Consider the following 21,416-nt stretch of genomic DNA (forward strand, 5'->3'; position numbering starts at 1 on the left):
AAATTTTACTCTTTCTCAAAGTTGCACAAAAGCAAAGTTTTGTCATCGTCAGTGCGAGAATTTAGCCTTTCAGAGTTGAGGAAATCAATAATATATTTATCTTCTTCGTCTGGATTAGCTGTTTCTTGCAAGTATTCGTCAAAAGGTTTAAAAAATGGCGGGAAGGGTTTCCAGTCACTCAAGCGAATTGCAACTTTTTCTAGTCCATCAGTAGAAGCACAAATAAACTCTTGCTTTCCTGAAATAACCTGCACCTGCATTTCTTCCAACGCCTTACCAGAAGTGATAAAAGTCGTTTCGTTGAAAAATTCTCCCTTGTCTGGTTCAAACAACAATTGATATTCTGAATCTTGGGAACGTACCACCATAAATCCATCCCCAATTTGCATGGCTGCAACCCAGTCAGGAGTTGCTACAAAAACCAAAAGGGTACAAGCTAATTCATTAAAAGAATAGCCTTGTTTATTTGCTTGTTTGTGTAATTCTGCAATAACTTTGTTTACAGTTTTAGTAAATAACTTTTTTGCTTCTATTTCGGAAAGTGGTTGAGAAAATCTTTGCCAAAATCCTTTTCGCTTCTGAAGATATTCATTGATTTTACAAAGGTATTTGAGTACTGTTTCTACCGCCAACTGAGAACCAATTTCAGAATATTTAGCACTACCAGCACCGTCAGCAACTGCGCCTACAATCACATCATTAAAAATGCGATAATGCCCAAAATCTTGACAAGGTATTTTTTGCTCTTGATGACTCGTTCCCGTCGCCGAACGGGCAATTGCTTTCCAACCCACAATAAATCCTCAAAATCTAAGTATTAATTTGACCCCATCCCACAGGTGGTAATGCCACTGCTTCCCCTACTTTGCCACTGGAAACCCGTTTCATGGAAGTGGAAAGCCAAACAAATAAAGAGCGAAAATCTAAGCCATTCAGGGTCACTGGTGGACGTTCAGGGGGAGCAATTTGTTTGAGTTTGTTAATATCTGCACCCTGGACACCAACAGTAAAAAACAACATTCGGCGCTGTGCTTCTGCTTCTCTCACTCTTTGCGCTGCACCTTCCCAATAATCTGTTGGCGACCCGTCGGTAATTAAAAATACCCAAGGACGATAATAGAGAATACCGTTATCTTTATAAGTCTGTTTCCGGTTTTCCAACAAATCCAAAGCGTACTCTATGGCTTCACCCATTGGTGTGGCACCATCTGCTTCTAGCTTAGGCGCTGTAAATTGGTCTATGGTGACAAAATCTTGGGTCAGTCGCACGGGGCCAAAGGTGACAATAGCAACTTCCACACTCAGGGAAGCTTGAGCATCTCTCATGACATCTTCTTGAAAAGCTGCCAAACCTCGATTTAACTCCTGTATAGGCTGACCTGACATGGAGCCAGAAGTATCAACTAAGAGAATTACAGGGCAACGATTTTCTGGATTTTCAACAAATTCAGGCAGTCCTACAGGCATCCAAATACTCCTGATTTATCTGACAAATATATTACTTATATTATTTTTAACATACTACGTTAGTAATAGTGTTTTTACTTAAAGTAAGCTAATAATTACCTGATTTTAAGCCAATACAATTCAATTAAGAAAATTGTAGCTTGGGTAGAACCAAGTGCAACCTAACAAAGTCGCGGAGATGTTGGGTTTCGTTCCTCTACCCAACCTACGTAGACTAGCTAGGACTTATGCACCGTAGAAATTTACCCTCTTTTTAGATGTTGAGTTTCGTTCCTCTACCCAACCTAGGTAGACTAACTAGGACTTATGCACCGTAGAAATTTACGCTCTTTTTAGGCTTTTTTGAGGCGTTAGGGAATGCATCCTACCTGTAGGGTGCGTTAATGGAGTGTAACGCACCTATAAATTGATTAAAAAGACAATCCCTTAAAATGTCACTCTCAATGATTCAAAACCTTTAAATGCTAAGGTACTACGTCTCGGAATAGGGGCAGAATTAGGGTCAAATGTGAGATTTGGCATTCTTCTAAGCAATGTAGAAAAGCAAATTGTTAACTCCATACGAGCTAAAACTGCTCCTATACAAAAGTGGGCACCTTTACCAAAACCTAAATGTTCATTTGGTGAGCGTGTAATGTTGAAAACTTCTGGATTATCAAATTTTTCTGGATCATAATTAGCTGCTGCAATGACTAGAGCCACAACACTACCTGCTGGAATTTCCTTACCACCAATAGTCAAATTTTCTTTAGCGATTCGTAATGATTGTGTCCCAGGTGTATCAAAACGAATTATTTCTTCTACTGCGGAATTAATTAGTTCGGGATTTTCTTTAAGTCGTTGTAATTCTTGCGGGTGATTGAGAAGTGCATTCACACCATTGGGTATTAAGTCAGTAATGCCGACATAACCACCAACTAATATATCTATGCATAAAGACGGCAGTACATCCAGACTCATTTCATTATCTGAATAAGCCGCAATCAGCAAACTAATCATATCAGTTCCTGGCTGCTGTTGTCGTTCCGCAATGAGGTTTTTGATAGCGGTGGTAAAAGATGCTGCTGCTGTGTCAGCATTACGAGCTATTGCCTCAATATTATCACTACCTGACACCCCCCAGAAATTAGCTATATCTTTTCCCCATTGAATAAAGTCTTGTCTGTATTCTTCTGGTACACCAAAGATTTTCGTAATGACCAGAGACGGGAGTTGTAAAGATAGATCAGCGACAATATCCATAGTGTGCTGCGCTTCTACTTGATCAAGTAAGCTATCTGTTGTTTCTTGAATGATTGAACGCCAACTTTCTAAAGCCCGCGCAGCAAATCCGGGAAGTGCTATTTTCCGTAACGCTGTATGTTGAGGTTGATCTGATTCCAGCATCATATTTGCCATCAGAAAAGTGAAGTTCTGAATTATGCTGAAATCTAAATCATGTAATTGCCTAGCAAATAAAGGACTACGATTGGAACTTAATCGCTGATCTTGAAATGCAGCTTCTACATCTTGGTATCTGGTTAAAAGCCATAAACCCCCTTTTTCATAAAAATAAACAGGGTCTTCACAGCGAATCTGTTTGTACAATGGATAGGGATTAAACAAAAATTCTGGAGCGAATAAATCGTAATTTGTCTGACCTTTTTGGAAGGTTGTCATATGCTATTGTTCCTCTTCAATATCTAAGTTGGTGATAGTTTCATCAGCGACTACGAGAGTTGAAACTTCAATTTATTCTTATATTCTGTACTTGTAGTTAAAGCAGGTAGCAATTAGGTTATTGTAATATTTACTACTAATAAGTATTAATTACTTCACAAAAAGACATAATTAGGTAAAATTGGGTAAAGCAATTTTTGCGCTTGTTAACCAAAGGCTTCAGCAAACCCATGCAACTGAAACTCAGTGCATCTACATCTTCCTTCCCTCCCCTGTTGTTAATTGCCCCTTTTTTCCTCTGGGGTACGGCAATGGTGGCAATGAAAGGCGTCATACCCCACACCACACCCCTATTTATGGCGGGAGTGCGATCGCTACCTGCGGGGGTATTAATTCTCATAGCCGCAGTCGTTATGGGTAGACCCCAGCCTCAAGGTTGGGCTGCATGGCTGTGGATTAGCTTATTTGCCCTAGTGGATGGGACGCTATTTCAAGGCTTTTTAGCAGAAGGATTGGTCAGAACCAGCGCTGGCTTAGGTTCAGTGATGATTGACTCTCAACCCTTAGTTGTGGCTTTGCTGTCCTTGTGGCTATTTCAAGAACATATAGGTTTATGGGGATGGTTGGGGTTAGGTTTAGGAGTCACAGGTATTAGTTTAATCGGCTTGCCCGATGAGTGGATATTTAATCTTCTAGGTGCAGGCGCAGATATTACAATTGGCAATTGGCAAGATTTGTTTGCCAGTGGTGAGTGGTTGATGCTGCTGGCGGCATTGTCAATGGCAATAGGTACGGTGATGATTCGGTATGTGTGTCGCTATGCTGACCCAGTAAGCGCTACAGGATGGCATTTGTTTTTGGGTGGGTTGCCTTTATGGGGAATTTCTTCAGTTGTTGAGTCCCAACAGTGGGAAAATCTTGTAGCATCTGAGTGGATAGCTTTAGGTTATGCCACAGTATTTGGTAGTGCGATCGCCTATGGGTTGTTTTTCTACTTTGCTAAGAGTGGTAATCTCACCAGCCTTAGTTCCCTCACCTTCCTTACACCCGTCTTTGCCCTGATATTTGGCTATATTTTCCTCTCAGAAGTTCTTAGCCCATTGCAGTTGCTAGGAGTCTTTCTGACTTTAATCAGTATCTATCTCATCAATCAGCGCGATACCTTAGCAGGGAAAAATAATATAGTTACTGTTAGTGAAAAAACTACTGCACAGCCACAACCACTTTTAGAAGCATCTGCCGCTAAAAACCTTAACCCTGTCACCGTAACCATGAGAGAATCGGAACCAGAATTTTTACCGTAAATAACAGTCAGAGGGCGGAGTGCAGGAGATGGAGAACAGTCCTGAAAGACTAAATGACTAATGACTAATGACTAACAAGCACGTTCAGGCTGAAACTTGGAATATGAGGCTATGGCCTTCCTCAATCTTGATATTCACCTGTTTTTCTTGCCTAGGTTTTTACCCAAATTACGCCAGCACAGTTACGCCTAACCCAGCACCTAAAATTTTAGAACTTGCACAAGCCAGTTCTACAGTACCCCCCTCACCAGATGAACTCAGTTCCGGTACACAAGGGTCGGATGTGCAGGTACTACAAACCCAATTAAAAGAGTTAGGTTACTACAAGGGTAAGGTAGATGGAGACTACAGCGAAAGTACCGAAATCGCTGTAGCTAAATTTCAGGAAGCAAAAGGCTTGATAGCAGACGGTATTGCCGGAAAAACGACTAGGGAAAGCTTGCAAGCAGCAATCACCGCCAAAAATTCAGTTGTCTCCACCCCCAAACCCACCCCCAAACCCACCCCCAAACCCACCCCCAAACCTCAACCAACTCGACGAGGTTTCATCTGGTGGTCACTATTGGGACTGGGACTTCTGGGAACTATTGGCGCAATTGTCTACCTCATCAGAAGGTTTAGTTGGAGTCCACAAATCCAAGAGTCAGAAACCTCAGAACCAGAAACATTGAGTGCAGCTAATCAAGACCCTGTGACACCACCTTTACCAGAGTCGGAAGATAATACAGCATCTGAAACTATTCAACAAACAACAGCACGACCTGCGACAAAATTACTATCACCAGAAAAAACTTCCCGTCTGGCTAAACTGAATATTATTGATGAATTGATTAAAGACTTACACAGTCCTGACCCAATGAAGCGGAGTAAGGCCATTTGGGATTTAGGACAGCAGGGAGACTCGCGGGCAATTCCCCCATTGGTAGACCTGATGATTGATGCAGATTCCCAACAACACGGTTTAATTTTGGCAGCTTTGGCGGAAATTGGCATCCGCACCCTGAAACCAATGAACCGTGCCTTAGCAGTCTCAATGCAAGATGAAAGTCCAGAGGTGCGGCAAAATGCTATCCGTGACCTAACTCGCGTTTATGACATGATGGCGCAAATGAGTCAGATATTACGCCATGCGGCAGAAGATACTGATCCTCAAGTGCAGGCAACAGCACGATATGCTTTGAATAGTCTAAATCGAATACGTGGGTTGCCTAAACAAGAGGAACGGGCGGAAAATTTAGAGGAAGAACCGCGTCAAGATTAAGATCAACTCAACTCCATTTACGGTAACAACGGGCTGTAATGTTGTAAGGGTGAAAAACTTCTAAGAATTTGCTCTGAATCGTTTTGAAAAAATTATCTACTGCTTGAGGCTCATCAAGGTGAAAGGGATGCTCTTGATTAACACCTTTAAAGAAACACCAGTTAAGAATTATCTTGCCCGTAGGTTGGAGAATTTGATGAAATTGTAGCAGCTGCTGACTGGGATCGGGCAAATGTTCTAAAACATCAAAAGAAATGATTGTCTCAAAAGTCTCTTGTGGAGGAATTTCTTGACAAAATAGGATTTTTTGACTCAGCCCTAGTTGTTCGGCTCGATGATGAACAAAGTCACGACTAATAGGATTAATATCACAGTAGATTACTTGCTCAACTTGGGGGCAAAGGGCAGTAGCAATCGTATGAGTTCCAATCCCACCGCCAAAATCTAACACTCGACCTTGGGCATGGTCTGTAATTAACAACAGCGTATCTTCAATATATTCATGACTTGCTAGATGCCATGCTCCCAAATCAAATAAGTAAGCCTCTCCTACCTTTTCACGATAAAAAGCTGTTGCTTCTTCCCAATCAAAATCTTTATGGCCTAACTCAGCCATCTGTCCCTGACCAGCCTCTAACTTGATATTTAGTGTTTCGGAATCTACATGCAAAAATTCCTGTAGATGCTGTTTTAAGTTAAATGAGTCGGGAAAATAACTGTTTAAGTAAGGCGGAATTGATATTTTATTCATAAGTAGAGCCACTGTGATTAACTTCAATATTTTAAACTGAATTAATCATCTGTATTTATTATTTTTCTAAATCCTTGGTTTGAAGAATTAATGAAATTCCCAATTGAAAATCCTCAAGCAAAAATTGTCCCACCACCCTTAAAACCGGGTGACTTACTACGAGTAATCGCCCCTAGTGGTGCTCTGCGAGAACTAGATAAGTTTGAGCGAGGGGTGGAAATTTGGCGATCGCATGGCTATCAAGTAGAAGTTACCCCTCACATAGATGATAGATGGGGATATCTGGCGGGAACAGACGAAAATCGTCGCCACCAGCTAGCAGATGCCTGGCAAGATCCCGATTGTCGCGGTATCCTTTGTGCTAGAGGTGGTTTTGGTAGCACCCGCATCCTCGAAGATTGGAATTGGCAAAAAAACACAACAGCCGCAAAGTGGCTAATTGGCTTTTCTGACATCACCGCCCTACTGTGGAGCCTTTATATAGCAGGTATTTCTGGCGTTCATGCCCCCGTATTAACCACCCTTGCAGATGAGCCAGATTGGTCAATTAAGCGCTTATTCGATTGTGTAGAAGGTCGTCCCCTCTCCCCTCTCAAAGGTTGTGGCTGGGGTGGTGGTATGGCTACTGGAATATTGCTACCTGGTAATCTCACGGTGGCTACCCATCTTTTAGCTACGGCATTACAACCAGATTTTGCAGGTGTAATTCTGGCTTGGGAAGATGTCACAGAAGCACCCTATCGAATTGACAGGATGTTAACCCAGTGGCGTTTAAGCGGTCTTTTGTCAAAAGTCTGCGGTATTGCTTTGGGGGGCTTTACTCAGTGTGAATCCCCGAAAAACGTTCCCAGCTTGACTGTAGAATCAGTATTGCGCGATCGCTTGGGTGATTTGGGTATTCCAATTGTTTCTGACCTGCCTTTTGGTCATGATAGCCCCAATGCCGCCTTACCCGTGGGTATGGAAGTAACTTTAGATGGGAATCTGGGAATATTGTCCATCAAACAAAATTAATCATCGGCTGATTTGTCGATACTACCTGCTCAATAATATCCACAGCACGCTGGACTCCTCCTGCTTGGCTAATAGCAGTTTGCAACCTGAGAGCATTTTGCTTGTAAGATGGTTCCGTCAGCACTTCTTGAATAGCCTGACGTAACCTATTACTACTCAAACGTGAAGTAGGAATAAATTTTCCCACACCAGTCCAAGCAATACGCGCTGCTACCCCCGGTTGGTCATTAGTAATAGGAATACCCACCAAAGGCACACCATAAGCTAAAGATTCCAACACCGTATTTGTTCCTGCATGGCAAAGAGTCAGACTAGCTTTTTGCAGCAATTCTAATTGCGGCGCATATTTGACTACCAAAGGGTTTCCTGGTAAGTTTGGCAGCAAATTAGCTTCAAGCCCACCCCCCAAAGCAATAACTAATTGAGCATCCAACCCCACACAAGCTTCGGCAATATAATAAAAAATTTGATTCAACCGATTTTGTAATGTCCCCATCGAAGCATAAATTAGGGGTTTCCCATTCAATTTTTCAAAGGGGAAATCAACAGGTTTTCTAGCAGTAGCATCAAAGTGAGTGCCAGTAAAGTGAAGTAACCCAGCTAAATTTGGTCTTGGATATTCAAACTCTTCAGTTTGTTGGCTAACAAGTGCTAATTTTGAAACAGAGTAAAAATCATTGATGCTAGTGCAGGGAGGTAGCTTCCACTGACGGCGGTACTGTGAAATTACCTGCCGGATAGATTTGGAAAAAATCAGCGTTAATCCATAACCAGCACGGTTACGCAACCGCGCCCACCAAGCAGGGTTATATTTCCAAGTTGTGAAATACGGTGGAATAGCATCGTCAAAACCGTTAACTAAAGCAGAACAAGCCGTAACAAACGGGATATTTAAAATTTCTGCAACAGTACTTCCCCCAAATATACATTCATCAATTATCAGTGCTTCTATACCAGCTTCTTTAATTACTTGTGGCGCATCCTGCAAAAATAAAGCCGTTGTTTTCTCGGATAAACTAGTTGTATATTGTAATGCTGCCAGCCCATTAAGTTTTCCCAGATGCTCATAAAATTTAGCTGTTGTGCCCAAAGGAAACTCAGACGCAGAAATAGCCCGGAATTCTAAACCAGCAGCTTTGGCATTAGGTTCTGCATCACACATACCTAGAACTGTAACACGATGACCACGCTTCTTGAGTTCGCGCCCTAAAGTAGTCATCGTGTTCAGGTGTCCGGTTGCTGTAGGGCAAATAGTACCAAAATGAGTCATAAAATGTACAAGCCTGAGTAATTATATTTGGTGGGATGACTCTAGGAGTTGTTTGTTCTCTGTTTCTCACTCCGAATCTAAATGGATAAATTCTTGTACATTGAACTTTGCAACTAGCTGGCTAATCAAACCAGAGTCTCTAATTTTACTATAAGTTTTTGTGCTAAATTAATCAAGCCTTACTTGTGATCCTACGCAAAAGCTGTTATCTAACTTAACTAGCGCTATACCTTGACATCTATGGGTTTTGGGCATTATTCTCAGCTTATATATGCTGTTTCTGGTCTGTTAATCAAGGTGAGAAACTTAGCATTGGCATGGCGATTTTTAACAACAACTCAAACCAATTCATGATGAGCAGTGTAATTTTTGACTTAATTCCCGAAATATCAATTGTTATATGTACTTATAACCGAGGCAAATACTTAAATAATGGAATTAATAGCGTTATAAATCAAACGTTTAAAGATTGGGAACTCGTCATAGTTGATGACGGTAGCCAAGACAATACTTTTGAAATTGTCAATCCTTATGTAGAGAAGTTTAATAATATTCGCTACTTTAAACATAAAAATAAAAAACAATGTCATGCTAAAAATGCCGGAATCCAGGGATCATTTGGCAAATACATCACCTTTCTTGACAGCGATGATGCCTATAAACCAAATCACCTGGAGTCGAGACTTGAATATATGAAAGCGCATCCAGAAGTTGATTTGATTCAAGGGGGATTTGCCACTGAAGAAGAAATTTGGGTGGCAGATTATTTTAAGCCTGGCGAAAAAATTAATATTCAAGATTGCGTTGTCGGGCCAACATTTTTTGGCAAAAGACACGTATTTTTTGAGTTGCAGGGATTTAAGCACATGGTTTATGGAGAAGATACAGATTTGTGGGAGCGGGCAGAAAAAATATTTAACATCGAAAATATATCGGCACCACAAACTTATCTTTATACCAGAGCAGAAACCAGTGTTAGTAAGGATTTTTCTCAGAATGTTTCCTCATCTAACTAATTCTTTGGTATGAAAAATACCATTTTTACATCCCCAATCAAATTTATTAATTCTGCTTGGCAGCCGTCACTTCTGGCAATTATCTTGAGTTTCTGTCTCATATTTTTATCTGGTTGTCAGGGTTCAGCACAGAAAGACAACGGGGTAATTCATCTGACACTCTGGCAAGCAATTAATCCTCCAGCAAATCGAGATGTTTTTCAAAAACTGGTAGATAAATTTAATCAGGCTCATCCTGATATTCAAGTGGAATCTATCTACGCAGAAGGATTACCAAAGGTATTAACAGCCATCGTTGGCAATGCACCTCCAGATATTCTGTTATTTGACCCGCAAATTACAGGTCAGTTTGTAGAATTAGGGGCAATTAAACCTTTAGAAGATTGGCTAGAAAAATTACCGCTGAAGTCGGAAATTGTCCCCAGTCTATTTGAGGATATGCAGTTAAACGGTCACATTTGGTCAATTCCACTGTATACCAGCAATATTGGGATTTTTTACCGACCTAAGCTTTTTAAAGCTGCGGGAATCACGGAATTACCGAAGACTTGGGAAGAGTTGAGGCAAGTTGCCAAAAAATTGACTATAGACAAAAATGGCGACAAGCGACCGGAACAGTATGGAATGTTGCTTCCTTTAGGTAAGCAAGAATGGACTGTTTTTACTTGGTTCCCCTTTTTATTCAGCGCTGGGGGAGAGGTTGTCACCAATAACCGACCAAATTTGACTAATCCTGGTGCTCTAGCTGCCTTAAAATTCTGGGAAGACTTAATTAAAGATGGTTCAGCAAAACTTTCGCTTCCAGAACGAGGTTATGAAGAAGACGACTTTATTGCTGGTCGTGTTGCTATGCAACTCACAGGCCCTTGGACTTACATTCTGAAGTCTAACGTTGATTATGATGTTTTCCCCATACCTGCAAATGTTGATCGTGCTACTGTAACAGGTACGGGAATTATATATCTGATGAAGACTCAGCCAGCAAGAGAGCAAGCTGCACTTAAATTTTTGGAGTATGCTTTGAGTGAAGAATTCCAAAAAACATGGAGTGTCGGTACGGGCTTTTTGCCGGTTAATATCAAAGCTGCTCAAAGTGACGCTTTTCAGCAATTCATCAGTAAGAAACCAGTTTTAAAAGTGTTTCTAGAGCAAATTTCTGTGGCACGTGCTAGACCGATTATTGCTGGATATAGTCGTCTATCTGATAGTCTTGGTCGAGCGATTGAATCTACATTATTGGGTAAATCTTCCGCAGAAAAAGCTCTCAAAGAAGCTCAGGATCGTTTAGACCTGATTTGGTAAGACAATAAAAATCCTGTTAATCCTCATCAGGATTTAAGGATGAAAGGATGATGAGGATTAATATTAATTATTCTCAAATAAATCCCAATCAGGATTTAAGGATGAAAGGATGATGAGGATTAATCCTAATAATTCTTATATAAATCCCAATCAGGATTTAAGGATGAAAGGATGATGAGGATTAATATTAATAATTCTTATATAAATCCCAATCAGGATTTAAGGATGAAAGGATGATGAGGATTCAGATGAGGATTCAGATGAGGATTAATATTAATTATTCTCAAATAAATCCTGTTAATCCTCTAATCTTCTAATCCTGATCCTAACCTATCTAAAATAAAGGCATATTCAAAAGCCAATTCTCGCAAACTTTCATAACGACCAGATGCACCACCGTGTCCGGCATCCATGTTGGTTTTTAGCAGGAGAATATTGTTATCTGTTTTGAGTTCTCGGAGTTTGGCTGTCCACTTGGCTGGTTCCCAATATTTGACGCGAGAATCATTTAAGCCGGCAGTAATCAGCATATCTGGGTAATTTTTTGCTTCGACGTTATCGTAGGGTGAATAAGATTTGATGTAGTCGTAATAAAGTTTGTCGTTGGGATTTCCCCATTCTTCCCATTCCATGACTGAGAGGGGTAAGGAAGTATCCAGTATTGTAGTCACTATATCTACAAATGGCACTTGGGCAACTACTGCTTTAAATAAGTCGGGACGTAGATTGATGACTGCTCCCATCAATAAACCACCTGCACTACCGCCGGTAATTACTAGGCGATCGCTTGCTGTCCAACCCTCGGTAATCAAATATTCAGCACAGGCGATAAAATCGGTGAAAGTGTTCTTTTTATGCAAAAATTTGCCTGATTCATACCACTTGCGCCCCATTTCTTCGCCACCGCGAATATGAGCAATAGCAAACACGATTCCCCGATCTAATAGTGTCAGTTGAGTTGATGAAAAAGATGCAAAATAGGCTTGACCATAAGCACCATATCCTGTAATTAGTAAGGGATTTTTGCCATCTTTTTTAATTCCTTGTTTGTAAACAATCGATATGGGAACTTTGGTTCCATCTTTAGCAGTAGCCATTAGCCACTCACTTTGATATTGAGTTCTATCGTATCCTCCTAAAACTTCTGTTTCTTTTTTCAATTCCCGTTGATTGGTTTCCATATTGTAATCGAAAACTGATGGCGGTGTGATGAATGATGTGTAATGAAAACGTAAAATATTAGTATTAAATTCTGGGTTATTACCTTCAGAAAATGCATAAGTAGGCTCAGGAAAGGTAAGACTATGTTCTGCATTTGTTGTGAGGTTTTTTACCCTGGCCGTTTCCAGCCCCTCTTTTCTTTCATAAATTACTAAGTAATTAGCAAAGAGACTAATGCCTGATAGCATCACATCATCTCTATGGGGAATTACAGTTTGCCAATTTTCTTTTGTTGGCGCAGCTATGGGGGTTTTCATTAGTTTAAAGTTGGTTGCTGCGTCATTAGTAACGATGTAAAAGTAATCAGTATGGTGTTCAACATCGTATTCTACCCCCGTAGTTCGTGGGTGAATTAACTGCAAATCTCCATAGGGAGCATTAGCATCTAAATAGTATATTTCTGTAGTGATGTTGCTTTGCAAGGCTATTAATATATATGCTTGACTACAGGTTTTGTCTACATATAAAGAGTAGGTATCATCTGGTTCTTCATAAAGTAGTACATCTTCGTCAATTGGCGTGCCTAAAGTGTGCCTAAATAGTTGATAAGGTCGGCTAGCATCATCTACTTTGGTGTAAAAAGTGGTTTGGTTATCGTTAGCCCAACCAAAAGAACAATCAGTCTCAGGAATTTTTTCGGCGTATAACTGATGTGTGGTCAAATCTAGGAAAAAAAGCGTGAATTCTTCTGAACCGTTGGTATCAACTGAATAAGCTAAGATTTGATGATTGGGGCTAATTGATAATACTCCTAATTCAAAAAAATCATGCCCATTTGCTAGGACATTTTCATCTAGTAAAATTTCTTCTTCAGCATCTAAACTTCCATATTTACGGCAGTAGATGGGATAATCTTTTCCTGCTTCTGTTCGGGTATAATAGTAATAGTCGTCTTTGCGGTATGGCACTGACAGGTCGGTTTCTTTAATCCGTGCCAGCATTTCTTTATAGAGCTTTGTTTGGAGTTGTTCTGTATGCTGCATCATAGATGCTGTATAGGTGTTTTCGGCTTCCAGATAGGCGATCGCTTCTGGGTTGTCAATATCGCGCAGCCAAAAGTAGTTGTCTACTCGCTGATCGCCATGTAACTCTAAAATCTGGGGTTGTTTGTCGGCAACGGGTGCGTTAACAATATTTCGGACAATGTTATCTTGTTTCATAATTTTATTTTTTCACCTTGATTGTGATGTGTGGTGATTGAGTCTTGTTGTGATATATTAGCAACTGAAAATCTCAGTTTTGCGGTGTGAGTTTTTTCTTCAAGGTACACAAACCAATGGCTGGAATGATTCCTAAAATAACTGCTGTCAGTCCTTGTTCAATTCCATAGAATATCGGCGTCCGATTGGGTTGGGGAATAATATTTTGGATGAGAGAAAGTGACCAAATCACGAGACTAATGCAGCAAAAGGAAATGGATGGTAAAAAATTCCACCGCCAAGCTCTTATTGTGTAACGCCGCAGCACTAACCATTGGCAAAGCCCTAACCAAATTCCGGCCAGAATATATGAAATGGTTGAGAAAAATCCAAAAATGATGTTTGCCTGAGGAGATAAATTTTCATTTAAAGATGCAGCAATGGATAAAATATAGTTAATCCAGGCTGTAGAAATGGTGTTGGCAATCAGCCAACCAACACTGGTGGCCAGTAACCACAACCAACCAGATAGATATCGGCGGAGAATCAGGGCTTGATTGGCGGCGAAAATCACTGCAAACACAATGTTGCTGAGATATCCAATCAAGATTGCCGACTGGGCAGAACTAGGTGGGGGGAAGTTGGCAAGAATGATGTTTTCTAAAGCTAGACTAGCAATTCCACCTATGACCCATCCCAGGACAGTGATCAAGGTAAACTGGATCAAGAACCGTCGGCGCTGGGAGCGCGGGATGAATAACCTGCCTGTATTGGGTTGGTTTTGGTCATCGGTGACGGTTGAGGAACTGTTGGAGTCGGTTGACATATATTAAGTAAAGCAGCGACTAGCGCTTTTGAGGCCAGCCTCCTGAAAAAGCGTAATCTCAGAATGATAAGCTAAACAGTGGCATAAATTAAGTGACTTAGGATGAAGTGTTAAATGGGTGTTTCCTTAACGGCTCCTCGTCTCCTGCAGGCTGCTCGTGGTGAAGTTGTAGATCGTCCCCCGGTATGGATGATGCGACAAGCGGGACGATATATGAAAGCTTATCGGGATTTAAGGGAGAAGTATCCTTCATTTCGCGATCGCTCGGAAATTCCAGAAGTAGCGATTGAAGTTTCCTTGCAACCTTGGAGAGCTTTCCAGCCAGATGGAGTGATCTTATTTTCTGACATTGTCACCCCTTTGCCTGGTTTGGGCATTGATATGGATATTGCCGAAGGTAAAGGCCCGATTATTCACTCGCCCATTCGCACATCTGCACAAGTGGATCACCTGCATCCCTTAGATCCAGAAGCAGCCCTGCCGTTTATCAAAACAATTTTGCAGGCATTGCGTCAGGAAGTGGGCAATCAATCAACGGTGTTAGGCTTTGTGGGTGCGCCGTGGACATTGGCAGCTTATGCGGTGGAGGGTAAAGGCTCAAAAACTTACTCGATCATCAAAAATATGGCATTCACCGAGCCAACGATGCTGCATCAGTTGTTAAGCAAATTAGCTGATGCGATCGCCATTTATATGCGCTACCAAATTGACTGTGGTGCTCAAGTTGTGCAAATGTTCGATTCTTGGGCAGGACAATTGAGTCCTCAAGATTATGATACCTTTGCTCTCCCTTACCAAAAAAGGGTTTTCCAGCAAGTCAAAGCAACTCATCCCGATACACCTTTGATTTTGCTCGTTAGCGGTAGTGCAGGTGTGCTGGAGAGAATGGCACAATCAGGTGCGGATATCGTCACTGTAGATTGGTCAGTGGATATGGCAGATGCACGGGCAAGATTGGGTAAGGATGTCAAAGTCCAGGGAAATCTTGACCCTGGGGTGTTATTTGGTTCTAAAGATTTTATTCGCGATCGCATTTTAGATACGGTTCGCAAAGCCGGCAATTGGGGACACATCCTCAATCTCGGTCACGGTGTACTACCACAAACTCCAGAAGAAAATGTTGCTTTCTTCTTTGAAACAGCAAAGCAACTGAATGCACTTGTGTAGTTTAACTAAATCGCCGTTAGTCAGTCTCTAGGGTGGGCGCTGCCCACCTTAATTTCTAGTTTTTTACCTAATTTTCAGAGCAGGCTCCCGCCATCATCTTTGGTTTGGTGGCAACTTGATATGAGCCTCCTACCGACGCGGTTTGCCTTGCCGCAACAGATTAAAGAAACACATTCAGATTGAAAACCTCAAATCCTTGCTCTGTATACTATATATAATATATATATGAACCAGAAACGTATTTTAGTGACCGGCGCCAGTGGCTGTATAGGCCACTATATAAGTGAAGCCTTAATTCAAAACACAGATCACGAATTGTATCTGTTAGTTAGAAAACCCAGTAAACTGCAAGTTGATATTCAAGCACGTCCTGGTATCCATGTTTTGCAGGGTGATATGCAAAAAATTGGTCAATTTGCCGAGTTATTGTCCACCATTGATACGGCAGTACTAACGGCAACATCTTGGGGCGGCGATGGCATATTTGATGTGAATGTCTTCAAAACTCTAGAGTTGCTGAGTCTGCTAAATCCAGATAAATGCGAACAGGTGATTTATTTTTCTACAGCTAGTGTTTTAGATCGCCACAACCAACTACTGAAAGAAGCAGGGCAAATAGGTACAGATTATATCTGTACTAAATTCCATTGTTTACAGCAATTAGATAAATTAGCCATCGCCCCGAAAATTACCACTGTGTTTCCCACCCTAGTTTTAGGCGGTGATGACAAAAAACCTTATTCTCATCTAACATCTGGTATCCCGGAAGTTACCAAATATATTAACTTGATTCGTTTTCTACAGGTGGATGGTAGTTTTCACTTTATCCACGGGCGAGATATTGCCACTGTAGTCGAATATTTGATTAATTATCCACCCAAAGAAGACGAACCGCGCCGATTTGTTTTAGGTCAATCTCAGTTAAGTGTCAATCAAGCAGTGGAAGAAGTCTGCGCCTATTTAGGTAAAAGGATTTACTTTCGTTTTCCCCTGTCTATCGCCTTAGCTAATGTGCTGATTAAGGTATTTCGCATTCAAATGGCTGCATGGGACAGGTTTTGTATGAACTATCGCCATTTTACTTACGATAATATTATCAATCCTGATAGTTTCGGTTTGCCAAATTACTGTGCAACCATGACCGATGTTTTGAGAATTAGCGGCGTAGAAGCGGGTAATCCAAAAAATATATGAGATATAGAACAGGCGGGACGCCTATTCTACGAAATATTTTCCGGCTTTAAGGCGCGACGGGCTAATTTGGCATAAGTTTTGACTGTGGTGTAAGGCATTTCTAAATCATCGGCTATAACCTGCAATGATTCGCCCATATCCCGCCGTGCGAGGATGGTTGCCCATGTTGCAGCAATTTTGTCAGTGCGATCGCCACCTGTCCGTTTTCGTTGTCCTGTAAATAGCGCTGTCAACTCATCAATCCGTTCTCCCAGCATATTTGTCAGCAACTGAGAGGATGTAGCAACTTCCGGTTTTACCAAGTTTAAGCGAGTTTGGCCTAGTCCAAAGGTGGTTTTGTGTCCTGTTCCACAATAGGGAGCGAGTTGTACCAAAGCATAAAACAATTGAGTAAATTCAGTATTAGCCAAAGCTGTTTTACTCAAACCACAGGAAATTGTCCCTGTAAACCCAGTCACCGAACCCCGTTTACCTGCTGCAACTTTCACAGATTCCAAGCGGTGCTGATGGATAATCACCCCTTCATCTATCCAGTTGAGAAATGCCTCTTGTTCTACAGCCATTCCCGAAAAATCATTCCAGCGTCGCAGGTAGCTGTGAAAAAGATTAACCGGAACGGGAAGCGGGAAATGATGACCTTTGCGGCGAAAGCTGGTAGGTGAAACAAAGCTGAGATTAATGTTAGAATGTTTTGCTGTAGCTGAGTGCAACAGTTGAGCATAAGTAGTGGCTGGATGGGCAACACTCACCTTTGTTATCAGCAGCGGAGCATCTTTTAAGTCTAGGGTTTGTGGTAATTGGGTTAACCATTGACTCAGAAATTGCACCACTCTTTGAGAAAGTCCGTTAACGTGCCAGCGATAAGTTTGGTTTGCTTGCAGTTGTAATTGTCTACCACTGGGGAGGAGTTGACCTTCTAGTGAAGAAATATTAAAGGGTTTTTCTGATTCTCCATCATGGAGATAAGCGGAAAGGTCGGGGTTGAATTGCCGCACTTGGTCAAGAAACCAAGCATGGAGTCCAATTGTGTATTGAGAATAAAGGGAACTAGAAGTAGTTGGCTGGAGGTCAAAAACCAATCCTACCAACTCTGTGTCATCTGCCAATGTGGGCATAGAGGAAAAAGTCTCTGTTTTCGCCTTGGCTTTGCGACTGGTGGATGCTGCTGCTCTTGGCATCGCTGGATATTATATGATTTTGCCTATTTTACTCTATTTCCATCCCCCATTGGAGATTATTTTTAATTACAGCGATTTTCTGGTAAATAGACCACACGGTAGGGGCACAGCAGTGTTCCCTAGGATAGATATGGTTCAAATAGATGAAAACCGCCGTAATTCCATAAAAGTGTGTATGTGCAAAATTCTGTTTCATTCCTTTTGCGGGGATTTGTTTGGTGGAAAGTAAAAGAGTATTTGAATTTGATTTGTGAAAATAAATATTTTTTAACGAACCTCGAAGGTGGGAGAAAAGGTAGTAGGGTGCGTTCCCTAACGCACCAATTAGCATTTTTAATCACTCAGGACTTATGCAAAATCATGAAGAAACGAACCGCAAAGGACGCACGCGCGCAGCGATGCCCAAAGGGCTGTAGAACGCAAAGGAAGAAGGGTTTGAGAGGGTTCTTGCGTAAGTCCTGTTACTCAAACCATACGCCATATTTACTATTTCCTGTTCGTTAAGTCCTTAGTATTTTCGTGCAAAAATCTAGTAAATTTCTGTTTTAGCAGCCTACTTGTTACTTTACCAAAAAATTGCTCGTAGTAAGGACTTTAGTCCTTATTACAAACTTGTTAATTTTCCTGTGTTCATAGTTTTTGTGAATCGTGATAAAGTTGAAATTCCGCAGCAACATCAGCTGCAATTTTTTGCCGCAAATCCCAAGGACTCAGCACTTCAGCCTTTGGACGCCATGCCCGTAAACGCATCATGACATTATTATCCCCATGTCGATAGTTCACCCGGTAGTAGGCATCTTCGTGAGAACGCGCTGCAAGGACTTTTAATAATGCCTGCTGTTGTGGCAGTTGCGGTGTGTGCTGTCGAATTAGGCGTTGTGCTTGCTGATAGGAAATTGCTTGAAAAGTTTCATGGCGAAAGGTATGCTGAATATAACGGTCATGATAGTTACGAACAAATCTTAAAAGCATCAGTTGAGACTGCAAGTAAAAATCAAAACCCCAAGCTTTAGATAATTGCCCTTCAATCTCTTCTGGATTCGGTAAAGTTGCCTTATTGTAGCGCTGTTGTAGAATTTGGGGAATAGCAGTATTTGTCCACTTGATGGGGGTAATTTGTTGAATTCTGTCTAGACGATAGTTATACCAATCAGTTTTTCTATCAGGACTTTGCCCAAAAGCACATAGGTAAACTGCACGCTGTACATAGTAGATGCAAACTGGATAAATTAAAGATTCCACAGCCTTTCCTAACCTGGCGCTGTTGTAAGTTAGTCTGATGGGTGGGACTGGAGTTTGTCCCCAAATTTCTCTCAATTCGTGTTGCCAGTCCTCTACTTGATCTATAGTGGTGCGGGGGCTGACATAATCAAGTTTGAAGAAGAACCGCTGGACACCGCAGATTTGCTGGGAATGATTTTGAGCAATGCTTGCTAAGTCTTCTTGATTGAGAAAATTCAGTTCATAGCTGTTGAGATTGGTAGAGGTTGGTGCTTGATTTGCAGAGATGGGACGAGATGGTAACTTCTTGACGCGGTGATATTTCTGCTGTCGATATTCCAGCCAACCTAATTTTTGGAGAATTTCTAAATCTGCTTGCAAAGAACGACGAGTTACCCCAAACAACCGCTGCTGTAGTAGTGCGTCTAATTTTTGGGAGATTTCAACATGAGTAAGAAGCGATCGCTTCCATTCTGATTCATTCAGTCCCGTTTTGGCATCAAACAACCATGCAGCGGTAGTTTTAGCACAAAGGCAGTTGGCATCGTGCAAGTCAGGAATTGCTTCTGCTTTAGGATGATTTTGATTAAAGAAAGCATCTCTCCAATCGGCAAAAGTAAAGGGATCGTCAAGCACCAAGCGGGTTTCATCGGAACCATATAGCGATCGCAACCATACCCACAAGCGAATTGCCCGCAGCAGGTTTTGTTTAAGGCTACCGCGTGCTAACCATTGCAGCAATTCTACTTGAGGGATATCTAAAAAAATTTGCTCGGACACTTGCTGAGTATAGTCAGGTATTTGACATTTTGCACCATTCTCAATTAGCCCTAAAATCAGCATTTCAACCAGTTTTAACTGGTTTATGCTTTCAGCCGGAACTTTAGTTCACGGCTTTTGGCAATTGGTACAAGATGCCAGGTATCATACCAGCATAAAACACTTTGGAACTAGCCTCTTCCAGCACCGTGTATGATGTAACCATTGGTTGGAAGATGACAGCAATGAGTACTTACAAAATCGAGTTAAAAGACGGAATATTACGGATTAGTTTTGGTGAACCGGCGCAGAATGACCAAATTGTGAAGGATGCGGCGGCACGGTTGGAAGAAATGGCCCAGTCGGGAGAACTGGCTGGGGGCCCGCTGTTGAAGATTAATGGGCCAGTTTCCATCCCCGTAGCATTTGTTTTAGCCCATAAACTTGCTCATATATATGGTGCGATCGCCTTTTTTGACCCAAAATTAGGTAAATATGTGGTTTCAATTACTCATAATCCAGCGTATAAATTAGGAGATTTGCTTGATTAAATTCATGACCTATTCTATTTCTCTGGAGAGAGAAAATAAACCAAACTTTTGAAAGTTTTACAACAATTAATTTGCTCTTTTCAAAGAAAAATAAAAGTCTTGATTTCAGAGACTTTTAGATATTTGTCTGACGAAAAAATAAATAAAGCGGCAAGACTATTGGCTTCGTTGGTTTTTTATCCTGCGTCTTAATTCATGAGTACTTACCAGATCAAATTAGAGGGTGACATCTTAAAAGTAGGATTTGGCGCTACCCTAGCCACAGGTGATCAAATTGTCCGTGATGCTGACACCAGGCTAAATGAGATGATTGCTTCTAGAGAATTACCAGGTGGTTCCCTAATTAAAATCAACGGACGCACATCTGTACTAGTTAGTCAAGTTTTAGCCGCTAAATTGTCGAAGTTGTATGAGGTAATTGCTCTTTTTGACCCCAAGATTGGCGATAAAGGACTGGATAGGTACGTAGTCACTATCAGTAATAACCCTGAGTACAAAGTTGGGGATATTTTGGATGTAGTGCGAACAAAGCAACAGTCAAATATCAAAGTTGTGCTATGTGGGTTTGCGAATACGGGAAAAACTTGTTTTCGGGATGGTTTAAAACAGGCGTTATTGCAAATTCCCAATGCACCAGAGTCTTATATCATCTCAGGTTGTCCAGATGGGGATGGTTCATGGTACGGAGAAACTGCACGCCGCGATTTAGATTTAGCGCAGACATTAAAAGCGGAATACAAAGCCGGATTTACGCCAGAGTTCGCGCGACTGAAAGCACAGGAAGTCAAGGGAATTAATACACCGATATTTGTCTTTGATGTCGGTGGCAAAATTTCCCCAGAAAACCGTTTGATTATGGCTGAAGCGACTCACGCCGTAATTTTAGTGAAAAATGAAACTGAAATAGCACCTTGGCAAGAATTATGTGAGTCGTTGAATTTACAAATAGTAGCCATCATTTTTAGTGATTATTACGGAACAAATGACGTGATACATTCGGAAATGTCACCTCTAAAGGGAAGCGTTCACCGTTTGCAGCGAGGGGAGAATGTTGCAGAACGTCCGATAGTGCAAGCATTAGCAAATTTATTAGTAAATAAGTATAGAGGATAAATC

General features: G+C 41.3%; 18 protein-coding genes. 9 read left to right on the forward strand and 9 right to left on the reverse strand.

From position 1 onward, the window contains the following. Positions 1-5: 5 nt before the first annotated feature. The 3 genes from H6G32_RS04715 to H6G32_RS04725 form a co-directional block, all read right to left on the reverse strand. The gene (locus H6G32_RS04715) at positions 6-794 is read right to left on the reverse strand and encodes a PP2C family serine/threonine-protein phosphatase (protein ID WP_190455515.1); all 789 of its coding nucleotides are present in this window, start codon (positions 792-794) and stop codon (positions 6-8) included. A gap of 16 nt (positions 795-810) precedes the next feature. Further along, on the reverse strand, positions 811-1,467 hold the full coding sequence (locus H6G32_RS04720; protein ID WP_190455517.1) for a vWA domain-containing protein: 657 nt from the start codon (positions 1,465-1,467) through the stop codon (positions 811-813). A gap of 426 nt (positions 1,468-1,893) precedes the next feature. Continuing rightward, positions 1,894-3,126, reverse strand: a complete 1,233-nt coding sequence (locus H6G32_RS04725) for a cytochrome P450 (RefSeq protein ID WP_190455521.1) — start codon at positions 3,124-3,126, stop codon at positions 1,894-1,896. A gap of 230 nt (positions 3,127-3,356) precedes the next feature. On the opposite strand from H6G32_RS04725, the gene H6G32_RS04730 reads away from it, so the two are divergent. Beyond that, positions 3,357-4,430, forward strand: a complete 1,074-nt coding sequence (locus H6G32_RS04730; RefSeq protein ID WP_190455524.1) for a DMT family transporter — start codon at positions 3,357-3,359, stop codon at positions 4,428-4,430. Positions 4,431-4,497: 67 nt separating this feature from the next. Beyond that, positions 4,498-5,691, forward strand: coding sequence for a peptidoglycan-binding protein (locus H6G32_RS04735; protein WP_242046496.1), 1,194 nt, complete (start codon positions 4,498-4,500; stop codon positions 5,689-5,691). Positions 5,692-5,698: 7 nt separating this feature from the next. Here the strand turns inward: H6G32_RS04735 and H6G32_RS04740 are convergent, their stop codons facing one another. Then, a complete protein-coding gene (locus H6G32_RS04740) occupies positions 5,699-6,442 on the reverse strand; it encodes a class I SAM-dependent methyltransferase (RefSeq protein WP_190455527.1) in 744 nt (247 codons plus the stop codon). Positions 6,443-6,532: 90 nt separating this feature from the next. Between H6G32_RS04740 and H6G32_RS04745 the strand changes: the two genes are divergently transcribed. Further along, positions 6,533-7,456 carry a S66 peptidase family protein gene (locus H6G32_RS04745; RefSeq protein WP_190455530.1) on the forward strand — a complete coding sequence of 308 codons (924 nt, stop codon included), beginning with the start codon at positions 6,533-6,535 and terminating at the stop codon, positions 7,454-7,456. Here H6G32_RS04745 and H6G32_RS04750 read toward each other — a convergent pair. Continuing rightward, entirely contained in the window at positions 7,443-8,726 is a 1,284-nt protein-coding gene (locus H6G32_RS04750) for a glycosyltransferase (RefSeq protein WP_190455533.1), read from the reverse strand. The two genes, H6G32_RS04745 and H6G32_RS04750, sit on opposite strands and share 14 nt — an antisense overlap. Before the next feature lie 353 nt (positions 8,727-9,079). On the opposite strand from H6G32_RS04750, the gene H6G32_RS04755 reads away from it, so the two are divergent. Then, positions 9,080-9,742, forward strand: coding sequence for a glycosyltransferase family 2 protein (locus H6G32_RS04755; RefSeq protein WP_190455815.1), 663 nt, complete (start codon positions 9,080-9,082; stop codon positions 9,740-9,742). Positions 9,743-9,751: 9 nt separating this feature from the next. Next, on the forward strand, positions 9,752-11,044 hold the full coding sequence (locus tag H6G32_RS04760) for an ABC transporter substrate-binding protein (protein WP_190455536.1): 1,293 nt from the start codon (positions 9,752-9,754) through the stop codon (positions 11,042-11,044). Positions 11,045-11,349: 305 nt separating this feature from the next. Here the strand turns inward: H6G32_RS04760 and H6G32_RS04765 are convergent, their stop codons facing one another. Beyond that, positions 11,350-13,425 (reverse strand): S9 family peptidase, encoded by a 2,076-nt coding sequence (locus tag H6G32_RS04765; protein WP_190455538.1) that lies wholly within the window; start codon positions 13,423-13,425, stop codon positions 11,350-11,352. A 73-nt stretch (positions 13,426-13,498) separates the two neighbouring features. Next, positions 13,499-14,230, reverse strand: a complete 732-nt coding sequence (locus H6G32_RS04770) for a hypothetical protein (protein ID WP_190455540.1) — start codon at positions 14,228-14,230, stop codon at positions 13,499-13,501. 114 nt (positions 14,231-14,344) lie between these two features. On the opposite strand from H6G32_RS04770, the gene hemE reads away from it, so the two are divergent. Beyond that, positions 14,345-15,397 carry a uroporphyrinogen decarboxylase gene (hemE, locus tag H6G32_RS04775; RefSeq protein ID WP_190455542.1) on the forward strand — a complete coding sequence of 351 codons (1,053 nt, stop codon included), beginning with the start codon at positions 14,345-14,347 and terminating at the stop codon, positions 15,395-15,397. Positions 15,398-15,622: 225 nt separating this feature from the next. Beyond that, complete coding sequence (locus H6G32_RS04780; protein WP_190455544.1) at positions 15,623-16,591, forward strand: NAD-dependent epimerase/dehydratase family protein; 969 nt, start codon at positions 15,623-15,625, stop codon at positions 16,589-16,591. Positions 16,592-16,617: 26 nt separating this feature from the next. On the opposite strand, the gene cas6 is transcribed toward H6G32_RS04780, so the two are convergent. Together cas6 and H6G32_RS04790 are read right to left on the reverse strand one after the other, a co-directional pair. Next, positions 16,618-17,769, reverse strand: coding sequence for a CRISPR-associated endoribonuclease Cas6 (gene cas6, locus H6G32_RS04785; protein WP_190455546.1), 1,152 nt, complete (start codon positions 17,767-17,769; stop codon positions 16,618-16,620). Between the two features lie 630 nt (positions 17,770-18,399). Then, complete coding sequence (locus tag H6G32_RS04790) at positions 18,400-19,770, reverse strand: TIGR03985 family CRISPR-associated protein (protein ID WP_190455817.1); 1,371 nt, start codon at positions 19,768-19,770, stop codon at positions 18,400-18,402. Positions 19,771-19,994: 224 nt separating this feature from the next. Here H6G32_RS04790 and H6G32_RS04795 point away from each other — a divergent pair, with 224 nt between their 5' ends. Together H6G32_RS04795 and H6G32_RS04800 are read left to right on the forward strand one after the other, a co-directional pair. Next, entirely contained in the window at positions 19,995-20,300 is a 306-nt protein-coding gene (locus H6G32_RS04795) for a CRISPR-associated protein Csx3 (protein WP_190455548.1), read from the forward strand. Between the two features lie 195 nt (positions 20,301-20,495). Continuing rightward, positions 20,496-21,413: a CRISPR-associated protein Csx3 gene (locus tag H6G32_RS04800; protein ID WP_190455551.1), complete on the forward strand. Its 918-nt coding sequence runs from the start codon at positions 20,496-20,498 to the stop codon at positions 21,411-21,413. Positions 21,414-21,416: the final 3 nt, after the last annotated feature.

Source organism: Cylindrospermum sp. FACHB-282 (assembly GCF_014697195.1).
Lineage (GTDB): Bacteria > Cyanobacteriota > Cyanobacteriia > Cyanobacteriales > Nostocaceae > Cylindrospermum.